A 22,076-nucleotide genomic window follows, 5' to 3' on the forward strand; every position below is an offset into this window, starting at 1 on the left:
TCGAGTTGATCACGCTCGGCCGGGCACGGGGCGCATTGCTGATCGCCGCCGGAATCCCGGTGGCGTTGGTCATGATTGCGCTGATCTGGTCGCTGACGCAGCGCCGCAGGCGCTGCAAATTCAACGCAGCACATGGCGGCCGATCGCGTACTTGTGGACCTCGGTCGGGCCATCGTAGAGGCGGAAGGCGCGCATATCGCGGAAGATCATTTCGACCACCGTTTCATCGCTGATGCCGATGCCGCCGAGCACCTGAACACAGCGGTCGGTGACCTTGAACAGTTCTTCGGAGACGAACGCCTTCGCGATCGAGCTCTCATGCCTGGCCTTCTCGCCCTGGTCCATCAGCCAGCAGGCATGCCAGATGGTGAGGCGGCACTGGTGCAGCGCGATCGCGTTATCGGCGAGCATGAACGATACGCCCTCGTGGTCGCCGATCGGCTTGCCGAAGGCGGTCCGGGTCTTGGCGTATTCGACCGCGATGGACTGCGCGCGTTCGGCCGCGCCGAGCCAGCGCATGCAGTGGGTGAGCCGGGCCGGGGCGAGCCGCAGTTGGGCATAGCGCAGCGCTTGGCCGGTCTCACCGAGCAGCGCCGACTTGGGCAGTACCAGATTCTCGAAGCGCACGACGCCGTGGCCGCCGACGTAGTTGCGATCCATGGTGTTCATGGTGCGTTCGATAATGATGCCGGGTTGATCGCCCTCGGTCAGGAACAGTGTCGGGCCCTCGGGCAGATGCGGGTTCGGCGCGACCCGGGCCATGATGATCCAGCTCTTGGCGCCGTCGGCGCCGGTGATGAGCCATTTGCGGCCGTTGATGGTGAAATTCTCGCCGTCGAAGACGGCCTCGGTGGCGAGCTGATTCGGATCCGAACCCGCGCCGTCGGGTTCGGTCATGGCGAAGACGGTGCGCCGGTGACCGGCGACCGCGGGTGCGAGGTGGCGCTCGACCTGCTCGGGATCGGCGATCTTGGAGAGCAGGAACATATTGCCCTCATCCGGTGCGGCGCAGTTCATTGCGACCGGGCCGAGGGTGGACCAGCCCGCGGCCTCGTAGATCACGGCCTGCTCGATATGGGTGAGACCCCGCCCGCCGAGTGCTTCCGGAGCCTGCACGGTCAGCAGCTTCTCCGCGCGCGCCAGCTCGACGAGTTCCTGGCGCAGTTCATCGGTGGGGCCGTGTGAGGTGACGCGGGGGTCGCGCTCGAAGGGGACGATTTTGTCGATGACGAACCGGCGGACCCGGTCGCGTTCGGCGGCGAGTTCGGCGGGAATCGTGAAGTCGATCATTGGTCACCATTCGTTCGACGGGGCGCGTGGGTCGAGCATACGAAATCGGGGGCTACTGACTGACGGCGGCTGCCATCAAACTCCAACTTGTCGCCGGAAGGGCCTTGCTGACCTGCGCTGATAACGGTGTCAGCGGGGGTGGCGGAGGTGTCAGCGCGCTGTCAGCGCCGCAGGCGATCGTTTGGTCATCGAGCACGGGGAGCCGCACCGGCCCTCGGATGAACAACCCGCTGAGGAGAAATCGCCATGATGACCGTCGCTGCCGTCGCCCAGCTGCTGATCGCCCTCGCCTTCGTCAGCATTCCGCTGGTGCGGCACCGGTACGGAGCCGCCGCCAAGGCCGCCGCCGATGCCGAGCTGACCCGTCAGGGTGTGCGGCCCGCCGTCCTCGAGGAGAACGGTATGCGGTTCGACGCGGGCGGCCACGAGACCTGGGCACCCGTCGGTATCGCACTGGTGATGACCACCCTGGCCGTGTTGAACGTTGCGGGCAACGATTGGGGTCGGATGCTGTCCTGGATCTTCCAGGTGCTGGTGCTGCTCGGCAATGGCGTGATCCTGTACAGCAACCTGACCGCAGCCAAGAGCATCCGAGCAGCCTTCGCCCGCAAGGCCGACCCGGAACTGGCCCGCATCGACGTCGAGCGCTTCCTGGATGCCGCCGAGAACGCCTTTCCCCGTTGGGTAATGCCCTACCTGCAGAACCTGCGCCACGTCATCGTGTTCGGCGGTTCGATCCTCGTCTTGATCGCCCTGCTCGTCGCCTGATCCCCACCCACCGGCCAGGTGCCCGCCGCCGCGCGAGCACCTGGCTTCTGCGCTGCCATCAGTCCGCCGAGTATCCGCACCCGATTCGGCGTGCCGCGCATGAATTCCATGCGTGGCGCGTAGCGGTGTGCGCTGCACCGGCTTCGATACAGCGAGCGCGGGCAGCCTGGCGGCGATGGGCCGATTGCGGCGTCCCACACACGTACCGGTGTGCCGTGCGTGGCTTTTCCCCGGTGCTCTGTGCGCGGAACCGGCTTCGGGGCTGCAAGTGGGTGCAGACGGCCTGGTGGTGGTGGGCTGATCTGGGAGCGGCCGCGAACTGGCGTGTCGCGCGTGGCTTTCCCGGTGGCTCTGCACGCGGCGTGTAGCTGCGTGCGTGGCACTGCTCGGGTCCGGTGAGCGGGAGGTCAGGGGTGGGGCTGCCTGGTCGGTGATCCGATCTGGCGTGTCGCGCGTGGCTTTCCCGGTGGCTCTGCACGCGGCGTGTAGCTGCGTGTGCGGCACTGCTCGGGTCCGGTGAGCGGGAGGTCAGGGGTGGGGCTGCCTGGTCGGTGACCCGATCTGGGAGTGGTCTGCGCGTGTATGGGCCTGCTGTACGTGGGTTCCCCCGGAGACTCTGTGCACAGCGGGCAATTCGCGTACAGCAACGGCTTCGGGACTGGGGAGCGGGGCAGCGGGAGCGGCGGCCTGGCGTCGACGGCCGGGGTGCGGTCCGCGCATGGACTGGGGTGTCGTGCGTGGCTTCCCCGGTGGCTCCGGACGCGGGCACCGGGTCGGTGAGCGGGAGGTCAGTGGGTGCGGGCGGCCTGGCGGCGGCGGGGGCCGAGGATTCGGCAGATCAGGTAGATCAGGAAGGAGATGGTGGTGACGAAAGTGGAGACGGGGACGCCGGGGGCCAGGGATAGCAGGATGCCGCCTACTGCGGCGGTTTCGGCGAAGACGACCGCGAGCACGGTGGTCCGCACCGGATTCGCGGTCAGCTGTGCCGCAGCGGCGGCGGGGGTGATGAGCAGCGCGAGGACCAGCAAAGCCCCGACGATCTGCACGCCGAAGGCCGCGGTGATGCCGAGCATGACCGCGAACACCACCGAAAGCGCCCGCACCGGAACCCCGCGTGCGACTGCCACTTCGGGATCCGAGCTCGCGAAAAGCAGCGGCCGGTAGACCACCGCGAGCACGGCGAGCACCAGTACGGTGCAGGTCACCAGCAGGGCGAGTCCGCTGTAGCCGACGCTAACCACCTGACCGGTGAGCAGCGAGAATTTCGAACCGGCGCGCTCGGGGCCGAGCCACAGGAACAGCACCGAGAGTCCGAGTCCGAACGACAGCACCACCGCGATCACCGAATCACGTTCTCTGGCTTTGCTTCCGAGCAGACCGAACAGCACCGCCGCCACCACCGAGCCGACGATCGCGCCCAGCCCGACCCCGATTCCGGCGAGCAATGCGGCCGCCGCGCCGGTCAGCGACAGCTCGCTGGTGCCGTGCACCGCGAACGACATCTGCCTGCTGATGATCAATGGACCGATCACCCCGGCCAGCAGTCCGAGCAGCGCGGCCGCGAGCACCGCCTGCTGCACGAAGGAGTAGGAGAGCAGATTCGCGGTAGTGGAGAAGTCGAACACCTTCGAAATGACGTCCGACAGCTTGTCGATCACGAACGAACCCCACTCGTCTTCGGCGGTGTATTGGAGACCGGCCGCCCATCCGCCGTCGGCTGTTCAACGGCGACCAGCGGCGGGTGCGCAACCGGCTGACCATTGGTCAGCGGCTGTGCGTCGACGACTGGGCGCGTATCGGGAACCGACTGTGCGTCGGCATCTGGCCCCCCGTCGGCAATCGGCTGCGCGTCGGCAACTGGCCGTCCATCGGGAACCAGCTGCGTGCCGGCAACGGGGTGCGTGTTGGCAATTGGCTGTCCGTCGGCAACCGGCGGCGCGTCGGCGACTGATCGCTCATTGGAAAGCCACCGTGTGTCGGCATCTGGCTGCGCGCTGACAAGTGGGTGAGCGTCGACAACTGGGTGCGTGTTGGCGACTGGTTGTCCGTCGGCACTCGGCTGTGTGTTGGGACTCGGCTGTCCATCGGCAACCGGGTACGTGTTGGCAACTGGCCCCCCATTGGCAACCGGCTGTGCGTCGGCAACTGGATGGGTGTTGGGATCCGGCTGTGCGTCGGCAACTGGATGGGTGTTGGGATCCGGCTGTGCGTCGGCAACTGGATGGGTGTTGGGAACCGGCTGTACGTCGGCAACTGGATGGGTGTTGGGAACCGGCTGTGCGTCGGCAACAGAGTGCGTGTCGGCGACTGGCTGGGTAACAGCAACCCGTTCGGGATCGGAAAGGGTTGCGCCGTGGCAATGTTGGGCTCCGGCGGCGCCGAAGGCGTCCATCGTGTCGCCGGTGCCGACTACAACCAGCCGGCCGCGTACTCGCAGCACGTCGACCTCTGTCCGGTACAGCTCCGAGAGGACTGCCGAGGTCATCACCTCATCGGGGGTGCCGATACGGAACTTTCCGTCGACCAGGTACAGCACTCGATCCACCAGCGGCAGAATCGGATTGATTTCGTGTGTCACGAAAAGCACTGCGGTGTTGTGGGTTCGCCTGCGCCGATCGATCAGCTCGGATACCAGTCGTTGATTCGCCAGGTCGAGGCTGAGCAGCGGTTCATCGCAGAGCAGCACCTTGGGATCGCCGACGAGTGCCTGTGCCACGCGCAGTCGCTGCTGTTCGCCGCCGGACATGGATTCCAGTGGCGCATAGGCGAATTTCTCCGCGCCGACATCAGCAATGGCGGCGCGGACCTTGCGCTTGCGCTCGGCACGGCGGCGCAGTCCGAGGCCCCAGTTGTGCCCGTCGACACCGAGCCCGACCAGGTCGACCCCGCGCAGCTGGACACCGGCGTCGATCGTCTTCTGTTGTGGCACATAGCCGATATCGGGGTTGCCCGCGCGTGCGGGTCCGCCCGCGATATCGGCGCTGCCGGAGCTGAGTGCGAGCTGTCCGAGCAGCACCTTCAGCAGCGAGGTCTTGCCGGATCCGTTCGGCCCGAGAATCGCGATGAATTCACCGGGCGCCACCTCGAGATCCAGTCCCTGCCAGAGCGTGCGTTCGCCGAATGCCAGGCTGGCGGCGTCGAGGTGGACGACGGGGCGGGTATCCGACGGCCGCTGCTCGGTGGTCGGCGCGGCTTCCATGGACGCACCGGTCACCGGGCTTCTCATCGAATCATTGTGTGCTGCTCGCCCACTTCTCACCCGGCCACCGCTCCTCATCGAATCATTGTGCGATGCTGGCCCATCCGCCACCTGGCCACCGCTCCTCATGGAATCGCTGCGCGATGCTGGCCCATCCGCCACCTGGCCACCGCTCCTCATAGAATCGCTGCGCGATGCTGTCATGATGCGGTCAGGCCAGCGCCGCGGCCAGTGCCTGGGCGTTCTTGGTCTGCCACTGAATGTAATCCATACCGGCAGGGAGGGTTTCGGTCACCTCGACGATAGGTAGACCGTTCGATTGCGCGAGCGCGCGTAGATCCTTGGTGATCTTGTCCTCGGTCTGGATGTTGTAGACCAGCGCGCGAACCTTCTTGCCGGTCAGTAGATCCCGCGTGGCGGCGACCGCGGCGGGGGCCGGATCGGTCTCCTGCTCGATCGCCTCCTGGAACTCGTGCGGGGTCAGATCCTCGGTTCCGGCGGCGACCAGCAGGTAGTGCGCCAGCGGTTCGGTCTGCAGCACCGGGGTCTTCGGGTGCTCGCTGGCGATCTTGCTGGAGATCGCGCTGATCGCGCTCAGTTGGGTCTTGAACGCGGCGGCGCGGTCGGTGTAGGCGGCGGCATGCGCGGAGTCGATTTCGCCGAGGGCGCTCGCGATCCGATCGGCGACCGTGCTCACCGTGCGCAGGTCGTAGAAGACATGCTCGTTCTCATCGTTCTTATCGGTGCGGGAGTCGAACGCGTCGACGGTGCGCTTGCCCCGGATCGCCTTCTCGACGAATTCGTCGTAGCCGCCGCCATTGAAGACGACCAGGTCGGCGTCGCTGATCTTGGCCGACTCCACGGCCGAGGTCTCATGCGAATGCGGATCGGCGGCGGGATCGGTGATCAGTGAGGTCACCGAGGCGTCCGGACCCGCGATGGTCGCGGCGATATTGCCCCAGACGCTGGTGGCGGCGACGATATTCGGCTTATCCGAATCCTTCGAGCTTCCGCATGCGGTGAGTGTCAGCGCGGTGGCCACCCCCACGGCGATACCGGCGAATCCGAGGGCAATTCGTGTGCTCACGCGCGGGGTACTCCTGGCAATGCGGCAGATCTGAGAGTGCTCTAGATCATAATGGAAATCGTTACCATTTGAACTGTAGCAGGAGCCCCCGTCCAGCACGAGCCGGTGTTCGCCGGATCACTGCGGCGGCGGATACGGGCCGGGCCCGCGAACCGATGGTGCGCGGGCCCGGAACTATGCGGCGGTCGCGTCAGACCAGCGCTTCCACCGGCTTGCCCAGTAGCTGTGCACAACGCAGCAGGCCGAGATGGCTGTAGGCCTGTGGATGGTTGCCGAGCGAGCGCTCGGCGACCGGGTCGTACTCCTCGCTGAGCAGACCGGTCGGTCCGGCGACATCGATCAGCTGCGCGAACAGTGCCTCGGCATCCGAGCGCTTGCCGATCAGCAGATACGCCTCGACGAGCCAGGCCGCGCACAGGTGGAACCCGCCCTCGCCGCCGGGCAGGCCGTCGTCGTGGTGGTACCGGTACACGGTCGAGCCGCTGCGCAGCTCCGCCTCGGTGGCCACCACGGTCGCCGCGAAGCGCGGATCCGACGGTTCGATCAGGCCGCTGAGGCCGATGTGCAGGGTGGCCGCATCCAGATCGGTGCCGTCGTAGGCGGCGGTGTAGGACTGGACCTCGTCGTTCCAGCCCTTGGTCCTCACCTCATCGGCGATGATCTCGCGCAGCGTGATCCAGGCCGGGTCGATCTGACGCTCGAAGCGCTGCGCCAGCGTGATCGCCCGGTCCACGGTCAGCCAGCCCATCACCTTCGAGTACACGTGGTGCCGCGGGTTGCCGCGGATCTCCCAGATGCCGTGGTCGGGTTCCTGCCAGCGCCGCTGCACCGCGGAGACCATGGCGTGCACCAGTTCCCAGTCGGCATCCGGCAGCGCCTTGGCCGGATCGGTCAGGCCCTTCGCCTCGCGGCCGTGCGCCAGCGATGCGATGAGATCGACGATCGGGCCGAAGACATCCAGCTGCACCTGCATATTCGCGGCGTTGCCGACGCGGACCGGGCGCGAACCCGCATAACCGGGCAGCTGATCGATCGATGCCTCGGGGGGCAGCGTCTCGCCGTAGAGGGTGTACAGCGGGTGCAAACGTTCCGGACCGGGCAGCGTCTCCAGCACCCGGTGCACCCAGCCGAGGAATTCCTCGGCCTCGGTCAGTGAGCCGAGCGAAACCAGTGCCTGCGCGGTCAGCGAGGCATCGCGCAGCCAGCAATAGCGGTAATCCCAGTTGCGCACGCCGCCGATATCCTCCGGCAGCGAGGTGGTGGCCGCGGCCAGGATGGAACCCGACGGCGCGTGCACGAGTCCGCGCAGGGTGAGTGCCGAGCGCTTCATCAGATCCGGCTTCAGCGGCGGCAGCTGCAGTTTCGCCGCCCATTTCGACCAGTAGTCCTCGGCATCCTTGCGCCGCTCCGCCTCGCTGCTCATGGCGGGCGCGAGATCCTGTGTACCGCAGCGCATTTCCAACACGATCGGGCCGCGTGACGGATCGACGACGGCGCGGGCCGAACTGTACATACCGTCGGACTGGATCTCCCAGTGCACGCCGGGGGAGCGCAGCACCATCGGATCGTTGGTGCCGAGCACGCGCAGGCCGGTCGGCTCGCATTCGATGCTCACCGGCACCTGGCCGAATTCCGGTCGGGGCGCGAAGGTTACGACGGCCTTGGCATCGCCGGTGATCACCCGGGTCAGGTCGGTGCGGTTCGGTGCCACGTCGTGCGGCAGATAGTCGACCACTTGCAAACTGGCCCAACGGGTTTCGACGGTCATGGTGCCGTCGATATAGCGCTGGGACAGCGGCAGGCCGGGCCGTTCCGGTTCGATGGTGAAGTGGCCGGCCTGCGGTCCGCCGAGCAGATGGGCGAAGACCGCGGCCGAATCCGGTTCCGGATGGCAGAACCAGGTGACGGTCGCGTCGGGGGTCAGCAGTGCCACCGAGCGCGGACTGGCCAGCATGCTCAGCCGCTCGATCCGCGGCGCGCTGGCACCGGCCAGCCAGGTGCGCCGTTCCTCCAGCAGGAAGGCCAGTGCCCAGGAGACGGCCTCGGTGCTGTCCACCCGGTATTTGGCCAGGCTCTCGCCATCGCCGACCTTGATGCCGACATCGGGGCCGGAAAGCATGCGGAAGGCCTTTTCATCGGTGACGTCATCACCGAAGAACACCGCGGCCGATGCGCCCTCCTGGTGCCGGACGGTATCGAGCGCGACGCCCTTATCCGTCTGGATCACCGCGAGTTCGATAACGGATTTCCCCTCGGTCACCTGTACGCCGACCCAGCAGGACGGGCCCAGCCGCACCGCTTTCAGCGCGCGCAACCCGATTTCCGGACTCGCATTGCGCACATGCAGTGCGACACTTGCCGGTTTGATCTCGACGCTGGCACCGGGATTCTCCGCGGCGATCTGTGACAGACTCGTCTGCACTTCAACCAGCAGTTGTTTGGCGTCGTTGTCGATGGCGTGTACGAAACCCACATCGAATTCCGAGCCATGACTACCGATCAGTTGTACCTCGACCGGCAGACGCGACAATGCGGCGAGATCCCGCAGTGCGCGGCCGGAGATAACGGCGGCGGTTGTTCCGGTTAGGCCGGCGAGCGCTCGTAGCGCGCTCACCGATTCTCGGTGTGGAAAGGCCTTCGCCGGATCGGACACGATGGGTGCGATAGTCCCGTCGTAGTCCGATGCGACCAAAAGCCGTGGCACGCGCGCGACCGTCGACAGTGCACGGCGAAGTTCCAGTGGCAGATCCTGTGCGCTCACGCATCCAACCTAGTGATCGGAGGAGTTTTTTCAGGGGCACGCGTGACAATACTGTGTTGAATTTGCCGCACCGAAGCGCGCCGTCATGCGTGCGCAGTATTGCGTTAACGCAATGGTCGCCCACCTCCCCGGCGCGCCGCCATGCGTACGGCGCGGTGAGCTGTGGATGTGACCGAAATTACGACGCGCGCACCGGCCTCCGAAACCGAATTTGCCTGGTATGCGCTGGTAGTCGAGCCGGGTGATTGCTACTTGGCGCCATTTTCGCCGAGCAGCAGATCGACGGTCAGCTCGAGGCGTTCGGTGACGTCGGTCGCCGATGCGCGCCTGGTCAGCCAGGCCACCAGATTGGACAGCCAGACGTCACTGATGACGCGCGCGATCGCCAGCTGACGTTCGGTGGGTTCACCGTCGTTCATGGCGCGGGCGAAGACGCGATCCATCACCTTGCCGACCCGATCGACCTCAGCGGCCGCCGACGCGTCGGCGAACATGAATGCGCGGGTCATCGCCTCGGTGAGCAATGGATCGCGCTGCATCATCCGGGTGATCTGGGTCAGCAACAGGTGCATGCGCTCATTCGGCGTCTGTCCGGCAAGCGGCTTACGTTTGCCCTCGATCTGCTCGAATTCCCGCGACAGCGCGGAGACCAGCAAATGCACCTTGGACGGGAAATATCGGTAGAGCGTCCCGACGGCGACATCGGCGCGTTCGGCCACCGCGCGCATCTGTACGGCGTCGTAACCGCCCTTGGAGGCCAGTGCGAGGGTCGCGTCCAGAATTCGCTTACGCCGCTCCCGCTGCGCGGCCGAGCTCAGCTCGTCTTCGCTGAGCGTCGTGACCGTCGCGTTGGCCGACGCTCGCCCTGCCGCATTCGAATCGGCTGGCTGCGATCGGGAGGGACTGGCCATGGATTGAGAGTCCTTTCGAATTCCGGCAACGGGCCTCGGTCGTCTCTTGACTTCCGCCCAGCTAGGATATTAGAACATGTTCTAGGTGTGGGAGTCACGCCGGAAAGGCGGTACGGACTGTGACCATCGCCACCACTGACGAGCATAAAGCCGGTCAGGAGTCGATGCGCGGATGGGCTGGATCGGTGCGTCCAATTGCAACAATGCGGGACGACCCGGCGGACTTCTGGCGCGCCTACTGGCCCGGACTGGCCGACTTCGGGATATTCCGGGTCGCGGTTGCCGAAGCGGACGGCGGCCACGGCGGATCGGTCGCCGACCTCGCGGTATTGGTCGAGCAGGCGGCGCACGACCTGGTCGGCGGGCCGGTGCTGGCCACTGCATTGGCGAATCTGGTCACCGCTGGCGCCCTCGCCGAGGATATGCCGTGCGGTGTCGCGCTCGACTTCGTCGTCGGACCCGTCGCGAGTGTAACGGCCGCATCCGGTGACCTATTGCTCACGGGTGTCTGGGATTCGGTGCTCGGTGCCGCGCCGGGTACCTCGGTGCTGTTGCCGGTGCGCACGCCGGAAGGGTTGCGCTGGTGTGTGATCGGACCCGATGCCGATGGTCTGCGCATCGAGTCGCTCGCACCGGCTGACTCGAGTACGCCACTGGCGCGTGCGCACTGTGCCGAGGTTCGGGTGCCGGCGGAGCGGGTGTTCGAGTCGCCGCACGCCGTGGAAGATCTACTTGCGGTGCTGGTTTCGGCAGAACTCGCCGGTGTGGCGGGTTGGTGCCTGGAGACCGCGGTCGAATATGCCAAGGTGCGTGAGCAATTCGGGCGCAAGATCGGGTCTTTCCAAGCGCTCAAACACATTTGCGCATGGATGCTGTGCCGCACCGAGCTGATCCGCTCCGTCGCGGCAGATGCCGCGGCCGCGGTCGACGAGGGCGGTGCGGAACTGCCGATCGCGGCCGCGATCGCCGCCGCGATTTCCCTGGACGCCGCGGTGGAGACCGCCAAGGACTGCATTCAGGTGCTCGGCGGCATCGGCTTCACCTGGGAGCACGACGCGCACTTCTACCTGCGCCGGGCCACCGCATTGCGGCAGCTGCTCGGCGGCTCGGCGCGGTGGCGGGCCAGGGTCACCGAGCTGACCCGCGGCGGTCAGCGCCGGACCACCGGTGCGGACCGGATCTTCGCCTCCACCACGCAGGCGACGGCCCCCGGGGCGCTCGCAGGACCTGACGGCGGCGTGCCCGAACTGGCCGCCGAGGTCGCCGCGATCGCAGCGCTGCCCGTCGACCAGCAGCGCAATGCGCTGGTCGAGGCCGGACTCGTCATGCCACACTGGCCGGCACCGTACGGCCGTGGCGCGAATCCCATGACAGGCCTGGTGATTTCGGAGGAACTGCGCCGCGCGGGCGTGGAGTCACCGGATCTGGCGATCGGCGGCTGGGCGATTCCGACGCTACTGCAGCATGGCACTCAGCAGCAGATCGATCAGTTTGCCTTGCCGACGCTGCGCGGTGAGGTGATCTGGTGTCAGCTGTTCAGCGAGCCGGAGGCCGGTTCGGATCTGGCGGCGCTGCGGACCACCGCCAAGAAGGTCGACGGCGGCTGGGTGTTGCGCGGGCAGAAGGTGTGGACGTCGCTGGGCGACCGGGCGAACTGGGCGATCTGCCTGGCTCGCACCGATCCCGACGCACCCAAGCATCGCGGTATCAGCTATTTCCTGGTCGATATGCGCAGCGCGGGGCTCGAGGTGCGCCCGCTGGTGCAGATCACCGGTGAGGCGCGGTTCAGCGAGGTCTTCCTCGATGACGTCTTCGTGCCGGACGACTGTGTGGTCGGCGCGCTGAACAACGGCTGGAAGATCGCCCGCTCCACCCTGTCGACCGAACGCGTCGCCATGGGTGGCAATGGGATCGGGCCGGTGCTCGAGGAACTCATCGCCAAACTGCCCGCCACCGGGCCGGGCGCCGAGCTTGTGAACGATCGGCTCGGCGGTTTCGTCGCCGATGCCATCGCTGGACTGCTGCTGGAACAGCGCGCCGCGGTGCGGATGCTGGCGGGCGGTGATCCGGGAGCGCAGAGCAGTGTGCGCAAGCTCGTCGGCGTCCGGCATCGCCAGGCGGTTGCTGAATTTGCGGTGGAGACGGCGGGGGCCATCGGTGCGCAGGACTCCGAGGTGCTCAAAGAGTTCCTGCTCACGCGCTGTCTGTCGATTGCGGGTGGTACCGAGCAGATTTTGCTGACCGTTGCCGGTGAGCGAATTCTCGGACTGCCCCGCGACGGGGACGGCTAGTCGACGAGGTCGATTGCCAGAAGATCGCCCCACGTCGAAGCGCGGAGCGATACTGAACCTAATTGGAGTAAGCGTGGACTTCACCCGGGACGAGGGCCAGGACGCCGTGGCCGAAGTTGTAGTGAGTTTGCTGGAGCGTGAACCGGCACGCGATATGGAGCTCTGGCCGAGTCTGATCGAGACCGGCCTGCTCTCGCTGGCGCTGCCGGAGCGGTTCGGCGGTGACGGCATGGGGCTGCCGGAGGTCTCGGTGCTGCTGACCGAACTGGCCACCGATGCGGTGGCGGTGCCCGCCCTGCCGACCCTCGGCTTCGGGCTGCTGCCGCTGCTGCCGGTCCTGCCGGACAGCATCGCCGAGCGGGTCTATCCGGAGGTCGCCAAGGGTGCGGTGCTCACCGCGGCCCTGAGCGAGCCCGCGAATCCCTTCGTCGTCAAACCCGAGACCACGGCCGTCTCCAATGGCGAAACCGTGCGCATTACCGGCCACAAGGTGGCGGTGCCGTATGCGGAGCAGGCGCGCTGGCTGCTGATCCCGACGAATTCCGGTATCGCACTGGTGGATTCGGATGCGGCCGGATTGAACCTGACGCCGACGCCGGTATCCGGTGGCATCCCCGAATGCAGTGTGCGACTCGACCAGGTCGAGATTCCGGCCGAGCAACTGCTGCCGGGCGGCATCGCCGAACTGCACCGCTCGGCCGTCGCTTCGATCGGCGCGACCGCGGACGGACTGCTCAAAGGTGCGCTCGTACTCACCGCCGAACATCTGCGGACCCGCCACCAGTTCAACCGGCCGCTCGCCGAATTCCAGGCCGTCGCCCAGCAGATCGCCGATGTCTATGTCGTCTCGCGAACTCTGCATACCGTCGCCGTATCGGCGAACTGGGCACTGGCACAGGGCGATTCGACGCCAGCGCACCAGGAGCGCATCGATGACGACCTCGATGTGCTCGCCTACACCGTGGCCTCGGAATTGCCCGCCGCCATGCAGAAATGCCATCACCTGCACGGTGGTCTCGGGGTCGACGTGACCCATCCGATGCATCGCTACTACTCACAGGCCAAGGACCTCGCCCGCTGGCTCGGCGGCGAATCCCTGCGCCTCGACCGATTGGGGGCCAGATGTTCATCGATCTGACCGCGGAGCAGCGCCGGCTACGCGACGAACTGCGTTCCTATTTTGCCGATCTCGTGACTCCCGAGGAGGAGGCCGAGATGGCGGTCAACCGCCACGGTGACGCCTACCGGGCGGTGGTGCGCCGGATGGGCGCGGATGGCTGGCTCGGCGTCGGCTGGCCGAAGGAATACGGCGGCCAGGGCTTCGGCCCGATGGAACAGCAGATCTTCTTCAATGAGGCGGTGCGCGCGGATGTGCCGCTACCGCTGGTCACCCTGCTGACGGTCGGACCGACGCTGCAGAGCTTCGGCACCGATGCGCAGAAGGCGAAGTTCCTGCCCGGAATCCTTTCCGGCGATATCCATTTCGCGATCGGCTACTCCGAACCGGAGGCCGGTACCGATCTGGCCTCGCTGCGCACGAGTGCGGTGCGTGACGAATCCGGCGACTGGATCGTCAACGGGCAGAAGATCTTCACGACCGGCGCCCACGAGGCCGACTACATCTGGCTGGCCTGCCGCACCGGGTCGGTCGAATCGCGGCACCGCGGCATCACGATCCTGATCGTGGACACCACCGATCCCGGCTACTCGTGGACGCCGATCATTACCTGCGATGGGGCGCACCACACCAACGCGACCTACTTCGACAATGTGCGGGTTCCCGCCGATATGCTCGTCGGCGAGGAGAACCGCGGCTGGCGGCTGATCACCACCCAGCTCAACCACGAGCGGGTGAGCCTGGGGCCGTCCGGCAAGATCGAACAGCTCTACGACCGCGTGCGCGAGTGGGCGCAGCCGCGCGGCGTGCTGGCCCAAAATGACGTACGCCGTTCACTCGGGCGCATCCACGCCATGGTCCGGCTGAACGAATTGCTGAATTGGCAGGTGGCGGCGACCGTCGACGGCGATCAGGCCTCCGTGATCGCCGATGCCTCGGCCACCAAGGTGTACTCGACCGAATCGCTGCAGGAGGCGGGTCGGCTCGCCGAGGAGATCGTCGGGCACTACGGGGACCCGGCCGATCCGGCCACCGCCGAATTGCTGACCTGGCTGGACCGCAGGACCAAGCAGAACCTGGTGGTGACCTTCGGCGGCGGCGTCAATGAGGTGATGCGTGAACTGGTCGCCTCGTCCGGTCTGAAACTGCCTCGGGTACCACGATGAATCCCGCGAGATGGACTACAGCAAGGAGCCGCGCGTGCCGGAAACTCTGACTCCGGAAGCGATTACCGCCGCCGCAGAGAAGATCATCGCGGCGGGGGATTGCGCGCCACGCCTCGGGCGTGACCGGGTGAACCAGCCGATGATCAACAACTGGGTCGAGGCGCTCGGGGACAATAACCCGATCTACGTCGACGAAGCGGCCGCCCGCGCCGCCGGATTTCCCGGCACCGTGGCGCCGCCCGCCATGATCCAGGTCTGGACCATGCTCGGGCTCAACGGTTCCCGTGCCGCGGACGATCCCACGAACCAGGTCATCGAGCTGCTGGACAGCGCGGGCTTCACCTCGGTGGTCGCCACCGACTGCCAGCAGACCTACCACCGATACCTGAATGTCGGTGAGCAAGTATCGGTTACCAGCAGGCTGTGCGATATCCGCGGCCCGAAGCGGACCGCGCTCGGCGAAGGGTGGTTCGTCACCTTCGAGATCAGTTGGCGGGTCGGCGACGAGGTGGTCGCCGAAATGCTGTGGCGGCTGCTGAAATTCGCGCCGGGGACCGGTACCGCCGCGCAGGCGCCCGCGGGCGACCGGGTCAAGCCGCTGGTCTCCTGGGATACCGAATTCTTCTGGGAGGGTACGAAAGCCGGTGAGCTGCGGATCCAGCGGCTGCCGGACGGCACGCTGCGGCATCCGCCGATCCCGGCGCTGTGGCAGGACAAATCCGAGCAGACCGACTACGTCGTCGCCTCGGGGCGCGGTGAAGTCTTCAGCTACGTCGTGCATCACGCGCCGAAAGTGCCAGGGCGGCAACTGCCGTTCGTCGTCGCGCTTGTCGAATTGGAGGAGGGCGTGCGCATGCTCGGTGAACTGCGGGGCATCGACCCGGCAGATGTGAAGATCGGCCTGCCGGTGCAGGTGGAGTTCGAAAAGCTCGACGACGAGGCCGTGCTGCCGGTCTGGCGGGTGATCGCATGACCTACGTCGAACCCGCCGCCGTGCAAGTCGGGACCGCACTGCCCGAGCTGGTGATTCACGCCGATCCCACCTTCGTGATCAGTACGGCATTGGCCACCAGGGACTTTCAAGATGTGCACCACGACAGGGACAAGGCCGTCGCCCGCGGTTCCAAGGACATCTTCGTCAATATCCTCACCGATACCGGGCTGGTGCAGCGCTTCGTGACCGACTGGGCCGGACCGCGCGCCATCGTCAAATCGGTCGCGCTGCGCTTGGGGGTGCCGCTGTATGCCGGTGACACCCTGACGCTCTCGGGCACCGTCGCCGCCATCGAGGGCGATGACATCCACATCGATGTCGTCGGACGCGACAGCCTCGGTGACCACATCACGGCGAAAGCCGTTATCGCCCTGCGGAGGCCATGATGACCGCTGACAACACCACCGGGATCTCCGGCCGCGCCGCCATCGTCGGTATCGGCGCCACCGACTTCTCCAAGGACTCCGGCCGCAGCGAATTGCGCTTGGCCGCCGAGGCGGTCACCGCGGCGCTGGCCGACGCGGGTCTGACACCCGCCGATGTCGACGGCCTGACCACCTTCACCATGGATACCAACACCCAGGCGGCGGTCGCGCGTGCCGTTGGCATCCCACAGCTGAAGTTCTTCAGCCACATCGGCTACGGCGGCGGCGCGGCCTGTGCCACCATCCAGCAGGCCGCCATGGCGGTCGCCACCGGTGTCGCCGATGTGGTCGTCGCCTACCGTGCCTTCAATGAGCGGTCGGTATCGCGCTTCGGCCAGTTCTCCACCGCGCTGGCCACCGCGCCGACCTCCTCGGGTATCGATGCGGGCTGGTCCTATCCACAGGGCCTCGGAACTCCGGCGGCCCAGGTGGCGATGGTCGCCAGGCGCTATATGCACGTCTACGGTGCGACCAGCGCGGACTTCGGCCGGGTCGCCGTCGCCGATCGCAAACACGCCGCGGTGAATCCGGCCGCCTTCTTCTACGGCAAGCCGATCACCCTCGAGGAGCACCAGAATTCCCGCTGGATCGCCGAACCGCTGCATCTGCTCGACTGCTGTCAGGAGTCCGACGGCGGCGTTGCGATCGTGGTCACCAGCGTCGAGCGCGCCCGCGATCTCCCGCAGCGCCCGGCCGTGATCACTGCCGCCGCACAGGGTTCCGGTGCCGACCAGTACGTGATGACGAGCTACTACCGCGACGCCCTCACCGGCCTGCCGGAAATGGGTCTGGTCGGCGACCAGCTCTGGGCCCAGAGCGGTTTGCGCCCAGAGGATATGCAGGCCGCCATCCTCTACGACCACTTCACCCCGTTCGTGCTCATGCAATTGGAGGAGCTCGGCTTCTGCGGACGTGGTGAGGCAAAGGATTTCATTGCCGACGGTGCCATCGAAATCGGCGGGCGGCTGCCATTGAACACCCATGGCGGACAGCTCGGCGAGGCGTATATCCACGGGATGAACGGGATTGCCGAGGCCGTTCGCCAGATTCGCGGTACTTCGGTGAATCCCGTTGCGGGCCTGGAGAACATCCTGGTCACCGCCGGTACCGGCGTGCCGACCTCGGGGTTGGTGCTCAGCGCCAACTGAGTCCGATCGGGCGCCGACCGGGTTCATTCGGGTATACCGGTGGATCGGTAGGTTGCAGCGTCACCGGGAGGAGTCTCATGACCGATCGACACCTTGTCGACGTGCATATTCTGCTCGTTCGTGGCCGGGAGGTGCTGCTCAGCAGGCGGCGCAGTGCCGACGAGTTCGATGGGCTGTGGCATCTGCCCGCCGGAAAGCTGGAAGCAGGGGAGTCGGCCACCGCCGGTGCGGTGCGGGAGGCATATGAGGAGGTCGGGGTCGTTATCGACCCGGCGGATCTGCGGCATGTGCATACCGCTCATGTGGTCGGCTCCGGCCGCGAGGCGCGGCTCGGGGTGTTCTTCGAGGCGCTGCGCTGGCGCGGCGAGCCGATCAACCGGGAACCGGATAAAAGCTATGGGCTGCAATGGTTTCCGTTGGACGCGCTGCCCGATGACTCGATCATCGGGTATCCCGCCGCGGGGCTGCGTGGCTACCTCAGCGGGGTTACCTACAGTGAGCGCGGCTGGTCGCGACGCTAGCCGTCGAGGTGACGGGCCAGCAGCCCGGTGAGTTGATCAACGCTGTCGGCGGTGCCTGCGGGGAGGTGGGCGCGAGCGCCGGCGAAGCGATCGAAGATGGCGCCCTCGATGACTGCGATGAAGTCGGCGGCGGCACCGCTGGGATCGGGGAAGTGCAAGGCGCGGAACAGGTCTCGGGCTCGAACGGTCGAGAACAGACTGTGCGCGAGTCGATCGTGCAGTTCGGGATCGGCGTGTAGGTCGATGATGAGCGCGTGCCGGACGATCAGGTGATTGCGTCGTTCGACGAGCAGTCGATCGAGCCACATCGCGATGGCACGGGCGACGTCGGTCGCGTTGGCGGATTCGGATGATTCGAGCTCGGCGGCGGTGAAATCGTCGCGGGAGCGGGTGGTGATCCGGTCCGCAATCGCCTCGATGAGTGCCCGCTTGGTGCGGAAGTAATAGGAGGTCGATCCGGCGGGTAATTCGAGCGCGGTATCGAGGGCGCGGTGGGTGAGCGCTCGAATGCCCTGGGTGGCAATGAGGTCGATGCCGGCATCGACGATCAGTGTGTGCCGGTCGGTTGTGGACATCATCACCTTCTGTGGCGTCCTTCTGTATCGATCCTCTACAACTGTAGAGGATCAGGAGGATGCCGTGCAGAACAACATCACATTGGATGCCGATCAGCTCCGAGCGCGGGCGCGACTGCTGGAACTGCTCGACCGGCGCGGCCATCCGCTGAAGCGGCATCGCGGCGCCTACCTGCACGGCCGACCAGGCCGCGGCAAAACCATGCTGATGGACGATTTCTTCGTGAGCGTGTCATCGAATCGCAAGCGCCGCTTCCACTTCCACAGCTTCTTCGCCGAATTGCACACCGCGGCACATGAGTCGGGTTCCATCGACAAGGCCATCGACACCCTGCTCGGCAATGCCGAGCTGGTCTGCTTCGACGAATTCCATGTGCACGATATCGGCGACGCGATGCTCATCGCCCGCATGCTCGACGCGCTCTTCGCCCGCCGCATCGTGCTGGTGGTGACCTCGAACTATCCGCCGGAGCAGCTGCTGCCCAATCCGCTGTTCCACGATCGCTTCCTGCCGACCATCGCGCGCATCGTCGGGCACCTGGACGTCGTCTCCGTCGATGGTCCACTCGACTACCGCAGGCGCGGAGGTGCGGATACCGCCTTCGCGGGCGGGCGCTACCTCGTATGCGACGCGGATAGCCCGGCAGTTCCTGTTGTCCGGGAGGCGGCCTCCGGCGTCGATATTCCGGTCGGCACCCGCATGATCCGCGCCCGCGCCGTCGAGGATGCTGCGCTTGTCATCGACTTCACCGCCCTGTGCGGCACCGCAACGGCCGCCGCGGACTATGTCGAGTTGGCGCGCCGCTTTCAACGGTGGACCCTGCGCGACGTGCCACCCCTGCGCGAGGTCCCACCGGACTGGGCGATGCGCTTCGTCAACCTGATCGACGTGCTCTACGACGCGGATCGCGAACTCACCCTCGCGGCCCGGGCGCCGCTATCGGACCTGGTGGCCGACGTCCCCGGCGTCCCCGATATCACGCGGACCGAAAGCCGTCTCGGCGAACTCCATCAGCCCGAATCCGTCGCGATCGGCTAGCACCGTACACGATCGAAGTGGCGCTATCGTCGATTACGAGGAGGCGATCGGAAGTATTCGATTCCATCTCGAGCCGACCACTCGGCATGTAACTATGTGCCTGTTCAGAGCTTTACTCAGATGTGGTGGTAGCAGGTGGTTAGGGCGGGAGCGCCGATAACGCGCGTGATCGTGCTGATCACGCTGCTGGCGTGTGCCGCGATCGCGCTGCGCGGCCACATTCCCGGGGCGCATGCCTCCGGTGACCACCGCACGGTGCCATCGGCCATCTCGGTGGTGCTGATGCCGGTGCTGCTCACTGTATCGCTGGTGATCCTGATCGCCGGGGTGATCGCCAGTCAGCACCGGCTGCCGCTGGCCATGCCGGAGGTGGATCGTGATTCCGAGCGCGGACACGGACGTCTGGGCCGGGTCGGCCTGCTGATCCTGGCCGCCCTGGCGGTGGTTTCCCTGATCGTTGCGGCCGCGTCGGCGGTCTTCTTCGTCGGTTTCGGGCGCGAGGGCGAGCCGGTGCCGTCCTCGGTGCCGCGAGACGGCTCGGGCCGCACCACCGAGCAGGTCGTCACCACCGCGCCGACGCCCGATGCCGCGCCGACCCCCCATCTCGGCGGCACGGCGATGCTGGTGGCCACCATTGCCGCGATCGCGCTGGTCGGTGCCGCACTGGCCGGGGTGATCGCGGTCGCGATGGCGGGTCAGCGCAAGCAGCGTCCCGCAGCGCCACCGCTGCCCCCTACCGCGCCTACGGTTGCGGGTTCGCTGGCCCGCGCGGCCGAGATGGGCCTGGCCGCGATGAACGCGCCCGGCCAGGATCCGCGTGAGGCCATTATCGCCTGCTATGTCGCGATGGAACGCGGCCTGTCCTTCGATCGCGCGGCCGCGCCACTGGCCTCCGATACCCCCATGGAAGTGCTGGCCCGCGCCTTCGAACGAGGCGCACTGCACGACGCATCCGCCAGGGAACTGGTCGCGCTGTTCGAGGAGGCCAGATTCAGTCCGCATTCGATGCTGGAGTGGCAGCGGATGCGGGCCGAACAGCTGCTGCGCATCGTTTTGGCGGATCTGCAGGGGGAGATGGTATGAATCGCGCGATCGTATTCGGTGCGCTGATCATCATCGTGCTGATCGAGTTGATCACGCTCGGCCGGGCACGGGGCGCATTGCTGATCGCCGCCGGAATCCCGGTGGCGTTGGTCATGATTGCGCTGATCTGGTCGCTGTCGAGCAGGTCCGGCCCGAGGGCCGATGCGGAGCAGGACTACATCGAGAACGGCCCCGCGGAAATGCTGCGGCACTGGTATGCCAGGGCGGAAATGCTCGCCGACCGCGCGGACGGCACCAGAGCCGACTGGGATCGGCACCTGCGTCCGCTGCTGGCCAAGGAGTTCGAGTTGTCCACCGGACTGCGGGTCGCCAAGAACCGCAAGGCGACCGAGGCCGCCGGGATACTGCAGTTCGGCCCGGAATTATGGCTCTGGGTGGATCCGGCCAATTCGGCGCTGCGGGATCAGACGACGCCCGCACCCGGGCGGGCGGCACTGGACGAAATCCTGCGCCGTCTGCAGAGAATGTAAGTGTCCCGGCATGAGCGGTCGGGCCCGGAGGAGGCGGGTTCCCGATCATGCGCAATTGGATACGGCCGAAAGAGAATGGGTTGAGGCAAGTGCGAGTAGACAAATGACGATGCCGATGGACGCAACCATCCAGCGCAGCGAGGCGGTACTGCGGGAACTGTCCCGAGTGATCGTCGGCAAGCGGGATGAGTTGCAGCTGATCATGATCGCCGTGCTCTCCGGCGGTCACATCTTGATCGAGGACCTGCCCGGCCTCGGCAAGACGCTCATCGCCAGGTCCTTCGCCGCCGCGCTCGGCCTGGACTTCACCCGCGTGCAGTTCACGCCCGACCTGTTGCCCGCCGACCTGCTCGGCTCCACCATCTACGACATGTCATCGGGCCGGTTCAATTTCCGGCGCGGTCCGGTGTTCACCAATATGCTGCTGGCCGACGAGATCAACCGCACGCCGCCGAAGACGCAGGCCGCGCTGCTGGAGGCAATGGGCGAGGGTCAGGTCAGTATCGATGGCGAGACTTTCCCGCTGCCGCAGCCTTTTATCGTGCTCGCCACCGATAACCCGATCGAATACGAGGGCACCTATCCGCTGCCCGAAGCGCAGTTGGACCGGTTCGCGATGCAGCTGCGGCTGGGATATCTGTCGGAGAACGACGAACGGCAGATGATCCGCCGCCGCCTCGAGCGCGGTTCGGCGACACCGCAGGTGGTCCAGGTCGTGGATGCGAATGGGCTAATGGAGATGCGGCAGTCGGTCGAGTTCGTCACGGTGCATCCGGATGTGGTCAGCTATGTGGTCGCGCTCGCGAGTGCGACGCGCGGGCATCCGCAGGTCGAGGTGGGCGCGAGCCCACGGGCCGAACTCGATCTGGTGCAGATGTCGCGGGCCCGCGCACTGCTGCTCGGACGCGACTATGTGATTCCGGAAGATGTCAAGGCGCTGGCCGTTCCGGCGATGGCGCACCGGATCACCCTGCGTCCCGAGATGTGGGTGCGTCGGATCCGCGGCGAGGACGTGATCACCGAATTGCTGCGCCGTCTGCCGGTTCCGCGCGCATCGGTGACCTGATGCGGCAGGGGAGGACATGACCCAGCCAGGTGTTTCCCAGCCGGATGCGACGGAGTCGGGCGGGATACAGCCGGGAGCGCCGCAGTCCGGCGGGATCGAACCGGACGCCGTTATCCAGGGGATCGCGGCGGCCCGGGCCTATGA

Annotated in this window: 18 protein-coding genes and 1 pseudogene; 12 read left to right on the forward strand and 7 right to left on the reverse strand. The window is 66.5% G+C overall.

Translation table 11 applies throughout. From position 1 onward, the window contains the following. Positions 1 to 120 precede the first annotated feature (120 nt). A complete protein-coding gene (locus ABZW16_RS25450) occupies positions 121 to 1,290 on the reverse strand; it encodes an acyl-CoA dehydrogenase family protein (RefSeq protein WP_354958529.1) in 1,170 nt (389 codons plus the stop codon). 246 nt (positions 1,291 to 1,536) lie between these two features. Here ABZW16_RS25450 and ABZW16_RS25455 point away from each other — a divergent pair, with 246 nt between their 5' ends. Beyond that, positions 1,537 to 2,058 (forward strand): hypothetical protein, encoded by a 522-nt coding sequence (locus ABZW16_RS25455; protein WP_354958530.1) that lies wholly within the window; start codon positions 1,537 to 1,539, stop codon positions 2,056 to 2,058. 788 nt (positions 2,059 to 2,846) lie between these two features. Here ABZW16_RS25455 and ABZW16_RS25460 read toward each other — a convergent pair. The 5 genes and pseudogenes from ABZW16_RS25460 to kstR all read right to left on the reverse strand — a co-directional run bounded on the left by ABZW16_RS25460 (position 2,847) and on the right by kstR (position 10,016). Further along, positions 2,847 to 3,716, reverse strand: coding sequence for a metal ABC transporter permease (locus ABZW16_RS25460; protein WP_354958531.1), 870 nt, complete (start codon positions 3,714 to 3,716; stop codon positions 2,847 to 2,849). A gap of 710 nt (positions 3,717 to 4,426) precedes the next feature. Then, positions 4,427 to 5,257, reverse strand: a pseudogene (locus ABZW16_RS25465) (ATP-binding cassette domain-containing protein); the annotation flags it as partial. Between the two features lie 211 nt (positions 5,258 to 5,468). Continuing rightward, on the reverse strand, positions 5,469 to 6,344 hold the full coding sequence (locus tag ABZW16_RS25470) for a zinc ABC transporter substrate-binding protein (protein ID WP_354958532.1): 876 nt from the start codon (positions 6,342 to 6,344) through the stop codon (positions 5,469 to 5,471). A gap of 190 nt (positions 6,345 to 6,534) precedes the next feature. Then, the gene (otsB, locus tag ABZW16_RS25475; protein ID WP_354958533.1) at positions 6,535 to 9,105 is read right to left on the reverse strand and encodes a trehalose-phosphatase; all 2,571 of its coding nucleotides are present in this window, start codon (positions 9,103 to 9,105) and stop codon (positions 6,535 to 6,537) included. A 248-nt stretch (positions 9,106 to 9,353) separates the two neighbouring features. Next, positions 9,354 to 10,016 carry a cholesterol catabolism transcriptional regulator KstR gene (gene kstR / locus ABZW16_RS25480; protein ID WP_354958534.1) on the reverse strand — a complete coding sequence of 221 codons (663 nt, stop codon included), beginning with the start codon at positions 10,014 to 10,016 and terminating at the stop codon, positions 9,354 to 9,356. Between the two features lie 119 nt (positions 10,017 to 10,135). On the opposite strand from kstR, the gene ABZW16_RS25485 reads away from it, so the two are divergent. The 7 genes from ABZW16_RS25485 to ABZW16_RS25515 all read left to right on the forward strand — a co-directional run bounded on the left by ABZW16_RS25485 (position 10,136) and on the right by ABZW16_RS25515 (position 17,678). Next, positions 10,136 to 12,307, forward strand: a complete 2,172-nt coding sequence (locus ABZW16_RS25485) for an acyl-CoA dehydrogenase (protein ID WP_354958535.1) — start codon at positions 10,136 to 10,138, stop codon at positions 12,305 to 12,307. A gap of 73 nt (positions 12,308 to 12,380) precedes the next feature. Then, positions 12,381 to 13,445 (forward strand): acyl-CoA dehydrogenase family protein, encoded by a 1,065-nt coding sequence (locus ABZW16_RS25490; protein WP_354958536.1) that lies wholly within the window; start codon positions 12,381 to 12,383, stop codon positions 13,443 to 13,445. Beyond that, on the forward strand, positions 13,430 to 14,590 hold the full coding sequence (locus ABZW16_RS25495) for an acyl-CoA dehydrogenase family protein (protein ID WP_354958537.1): 1,161 nt from the start codon (positions 13,430 to 13,432) through the stop codon (positions 14,588 to 14,590). Before ABZW16_RS25490 ends, ABZW16_RS25495 begins: the two co-directional genes overlap by 16 nt. Before the next feature lie 34 nt (positions 14,591 to 14,624). Continuing rightward, the gene (locus tag ABZW16_RS25500) at positions 14,625 to 15,563 is read left to right on the forward strand and encodes an OB-fold domain-containing protein (RefSeq protein WP_354958538.1); all 939 of its coding nucleotides are present in this window, start codon (positions 14,625 to 14,627) and stop codon (positions 15,561 to 15,563) included. After that, positions 15,560 to 15,970, forward strand: a complete 411-nt coding sequence (locus tag ABZW16_RS25505) for a MaoC family dehydratase (RefSeq protein ID WP_354958539.1) — start codon at positions 15,560 to 15,562, stop codon at positions 15,968 to 15,970. Before ABZW16_RS25500 ends, ABZW16_RS25505 begins: the two co-directional genes overlap by 4 nt. After that, positions 15,970 to 17,157, forward strand: a complete 1,188-nt coding sequence (locus ABZW16_RS25510) for a lipid-transfer protein (RefSeq protein ID WP_354958541.1) — start codon at positions 15,970 to 15,972, stop codon at positions 17,155 to 17,157. The genes ABZW16_RS25505 and ABZW16_RS25510 overlap by 1 nt, the downstream gene beginning before the upstream one ends. 77 nt (positions 17,158 to 17,234) lie before the next feature. Continuing rightward, positions 17,235 to 17,678 (forward strand): NUDIX domain-containing protein, encoded by a 444-nt coding sequence (locus ABZW16_RS25515; RefSeq protein ID WP_354958542.1) that lies wholly within the window; start codon positions 17,235 to 17,237, stop codon positions 17,676 to 17,678. On the opposite strand, the gene ABZW16_RS25520 is transcribed toward ABZW16_RS25515, so the two are convergent. Next, positions 17,675 to 18,253, reverse strand: coding sequence for a TetR family transcriptional regulator (locus tag ABZW16_RS25520; RefSeq protein WP_354958543.1), 579 nt, complete (start codon positions 18,251 to 18,253; stop codon positions 17,675 to 17,677). The two genes, ABZW16_RS25515 and ABZW16_RS25520, sit on opposite strands and share 4 nt — an antisense overlap. Before the next feature lie 64 nt (positions 18,254 to 18,317). Here ABZW16_RS25520 and zapE point away from each other — a divergent pair, with 64 nt between their 5' ends. From zapE to ABZW16_RS25540, 4 genes are all read left to right on the forward strand, one after another. Beyond that, positions 18,318 to 19,292: a cell division protein ZapE gene (gene zapE, locus ABZW16_RS25525; protein ID WP_354958545.1), complete on the forward strand. Its 975-nt coding sequence runs from the start codon at positions 18,318 to 18,320 to the stop codon at positions 19,290 to 19,292. A 165-nt stretch (positions 19,293 to 19,457) separates the two neighbouring features. After that, positions 19,458 to 20,375 (forward strand): DUF4129 domain-containing protein, encoded by a 918-nt coding sequence (locus ABZW16_RS25530; protein WP_354958546.1) that lies wholly within the window; start codon positions 19,458 to 19,460, stop codon positions 20,373 to 20,375. Further along, positions 20,372 to 20,866, forward strand: a complete 495-nt coding sequence (locus ABZW16_RS25535) for a hypothetical protein (protein WP_354958547.1) — start codon at positions 20,372 to 20,374, stop codon at positions 20,864 to 20,866. The genes ABZW16_RS25530 and ABZW16_RS25535 overlap by 4 nt, the downstream gene beginning before the upstream one ends. 103 nt (positions 20,867 to 20,969) lie before the next feature. Continuing rightward, positions 20,970 to 21,932 carry a MoxR family ATPase gene (locus tag ABZW16_RS25540; protein ID WP_354958548.1) on the forward strand — a complete coding sequence of 321 codons (963 nt, stop codon included), beginning with the start codon at positions 20,970 to 20,972 and terminating at the stop codon, positions 21,930 to 21,932. The last annotated feature ends 144 nt before the right edge of the window (positions 21,933 to 22,076 follow it).

It is taken from the genome of Nocardia sp. NPDC004604, assembly GCF_040609795.1.
Taxonomy (GTDB): domain Bacteria; phylum Actinomycetota; class Actinomycetes; order Mycobacteriales; family Mycobacteriaceae; genus Nocardia.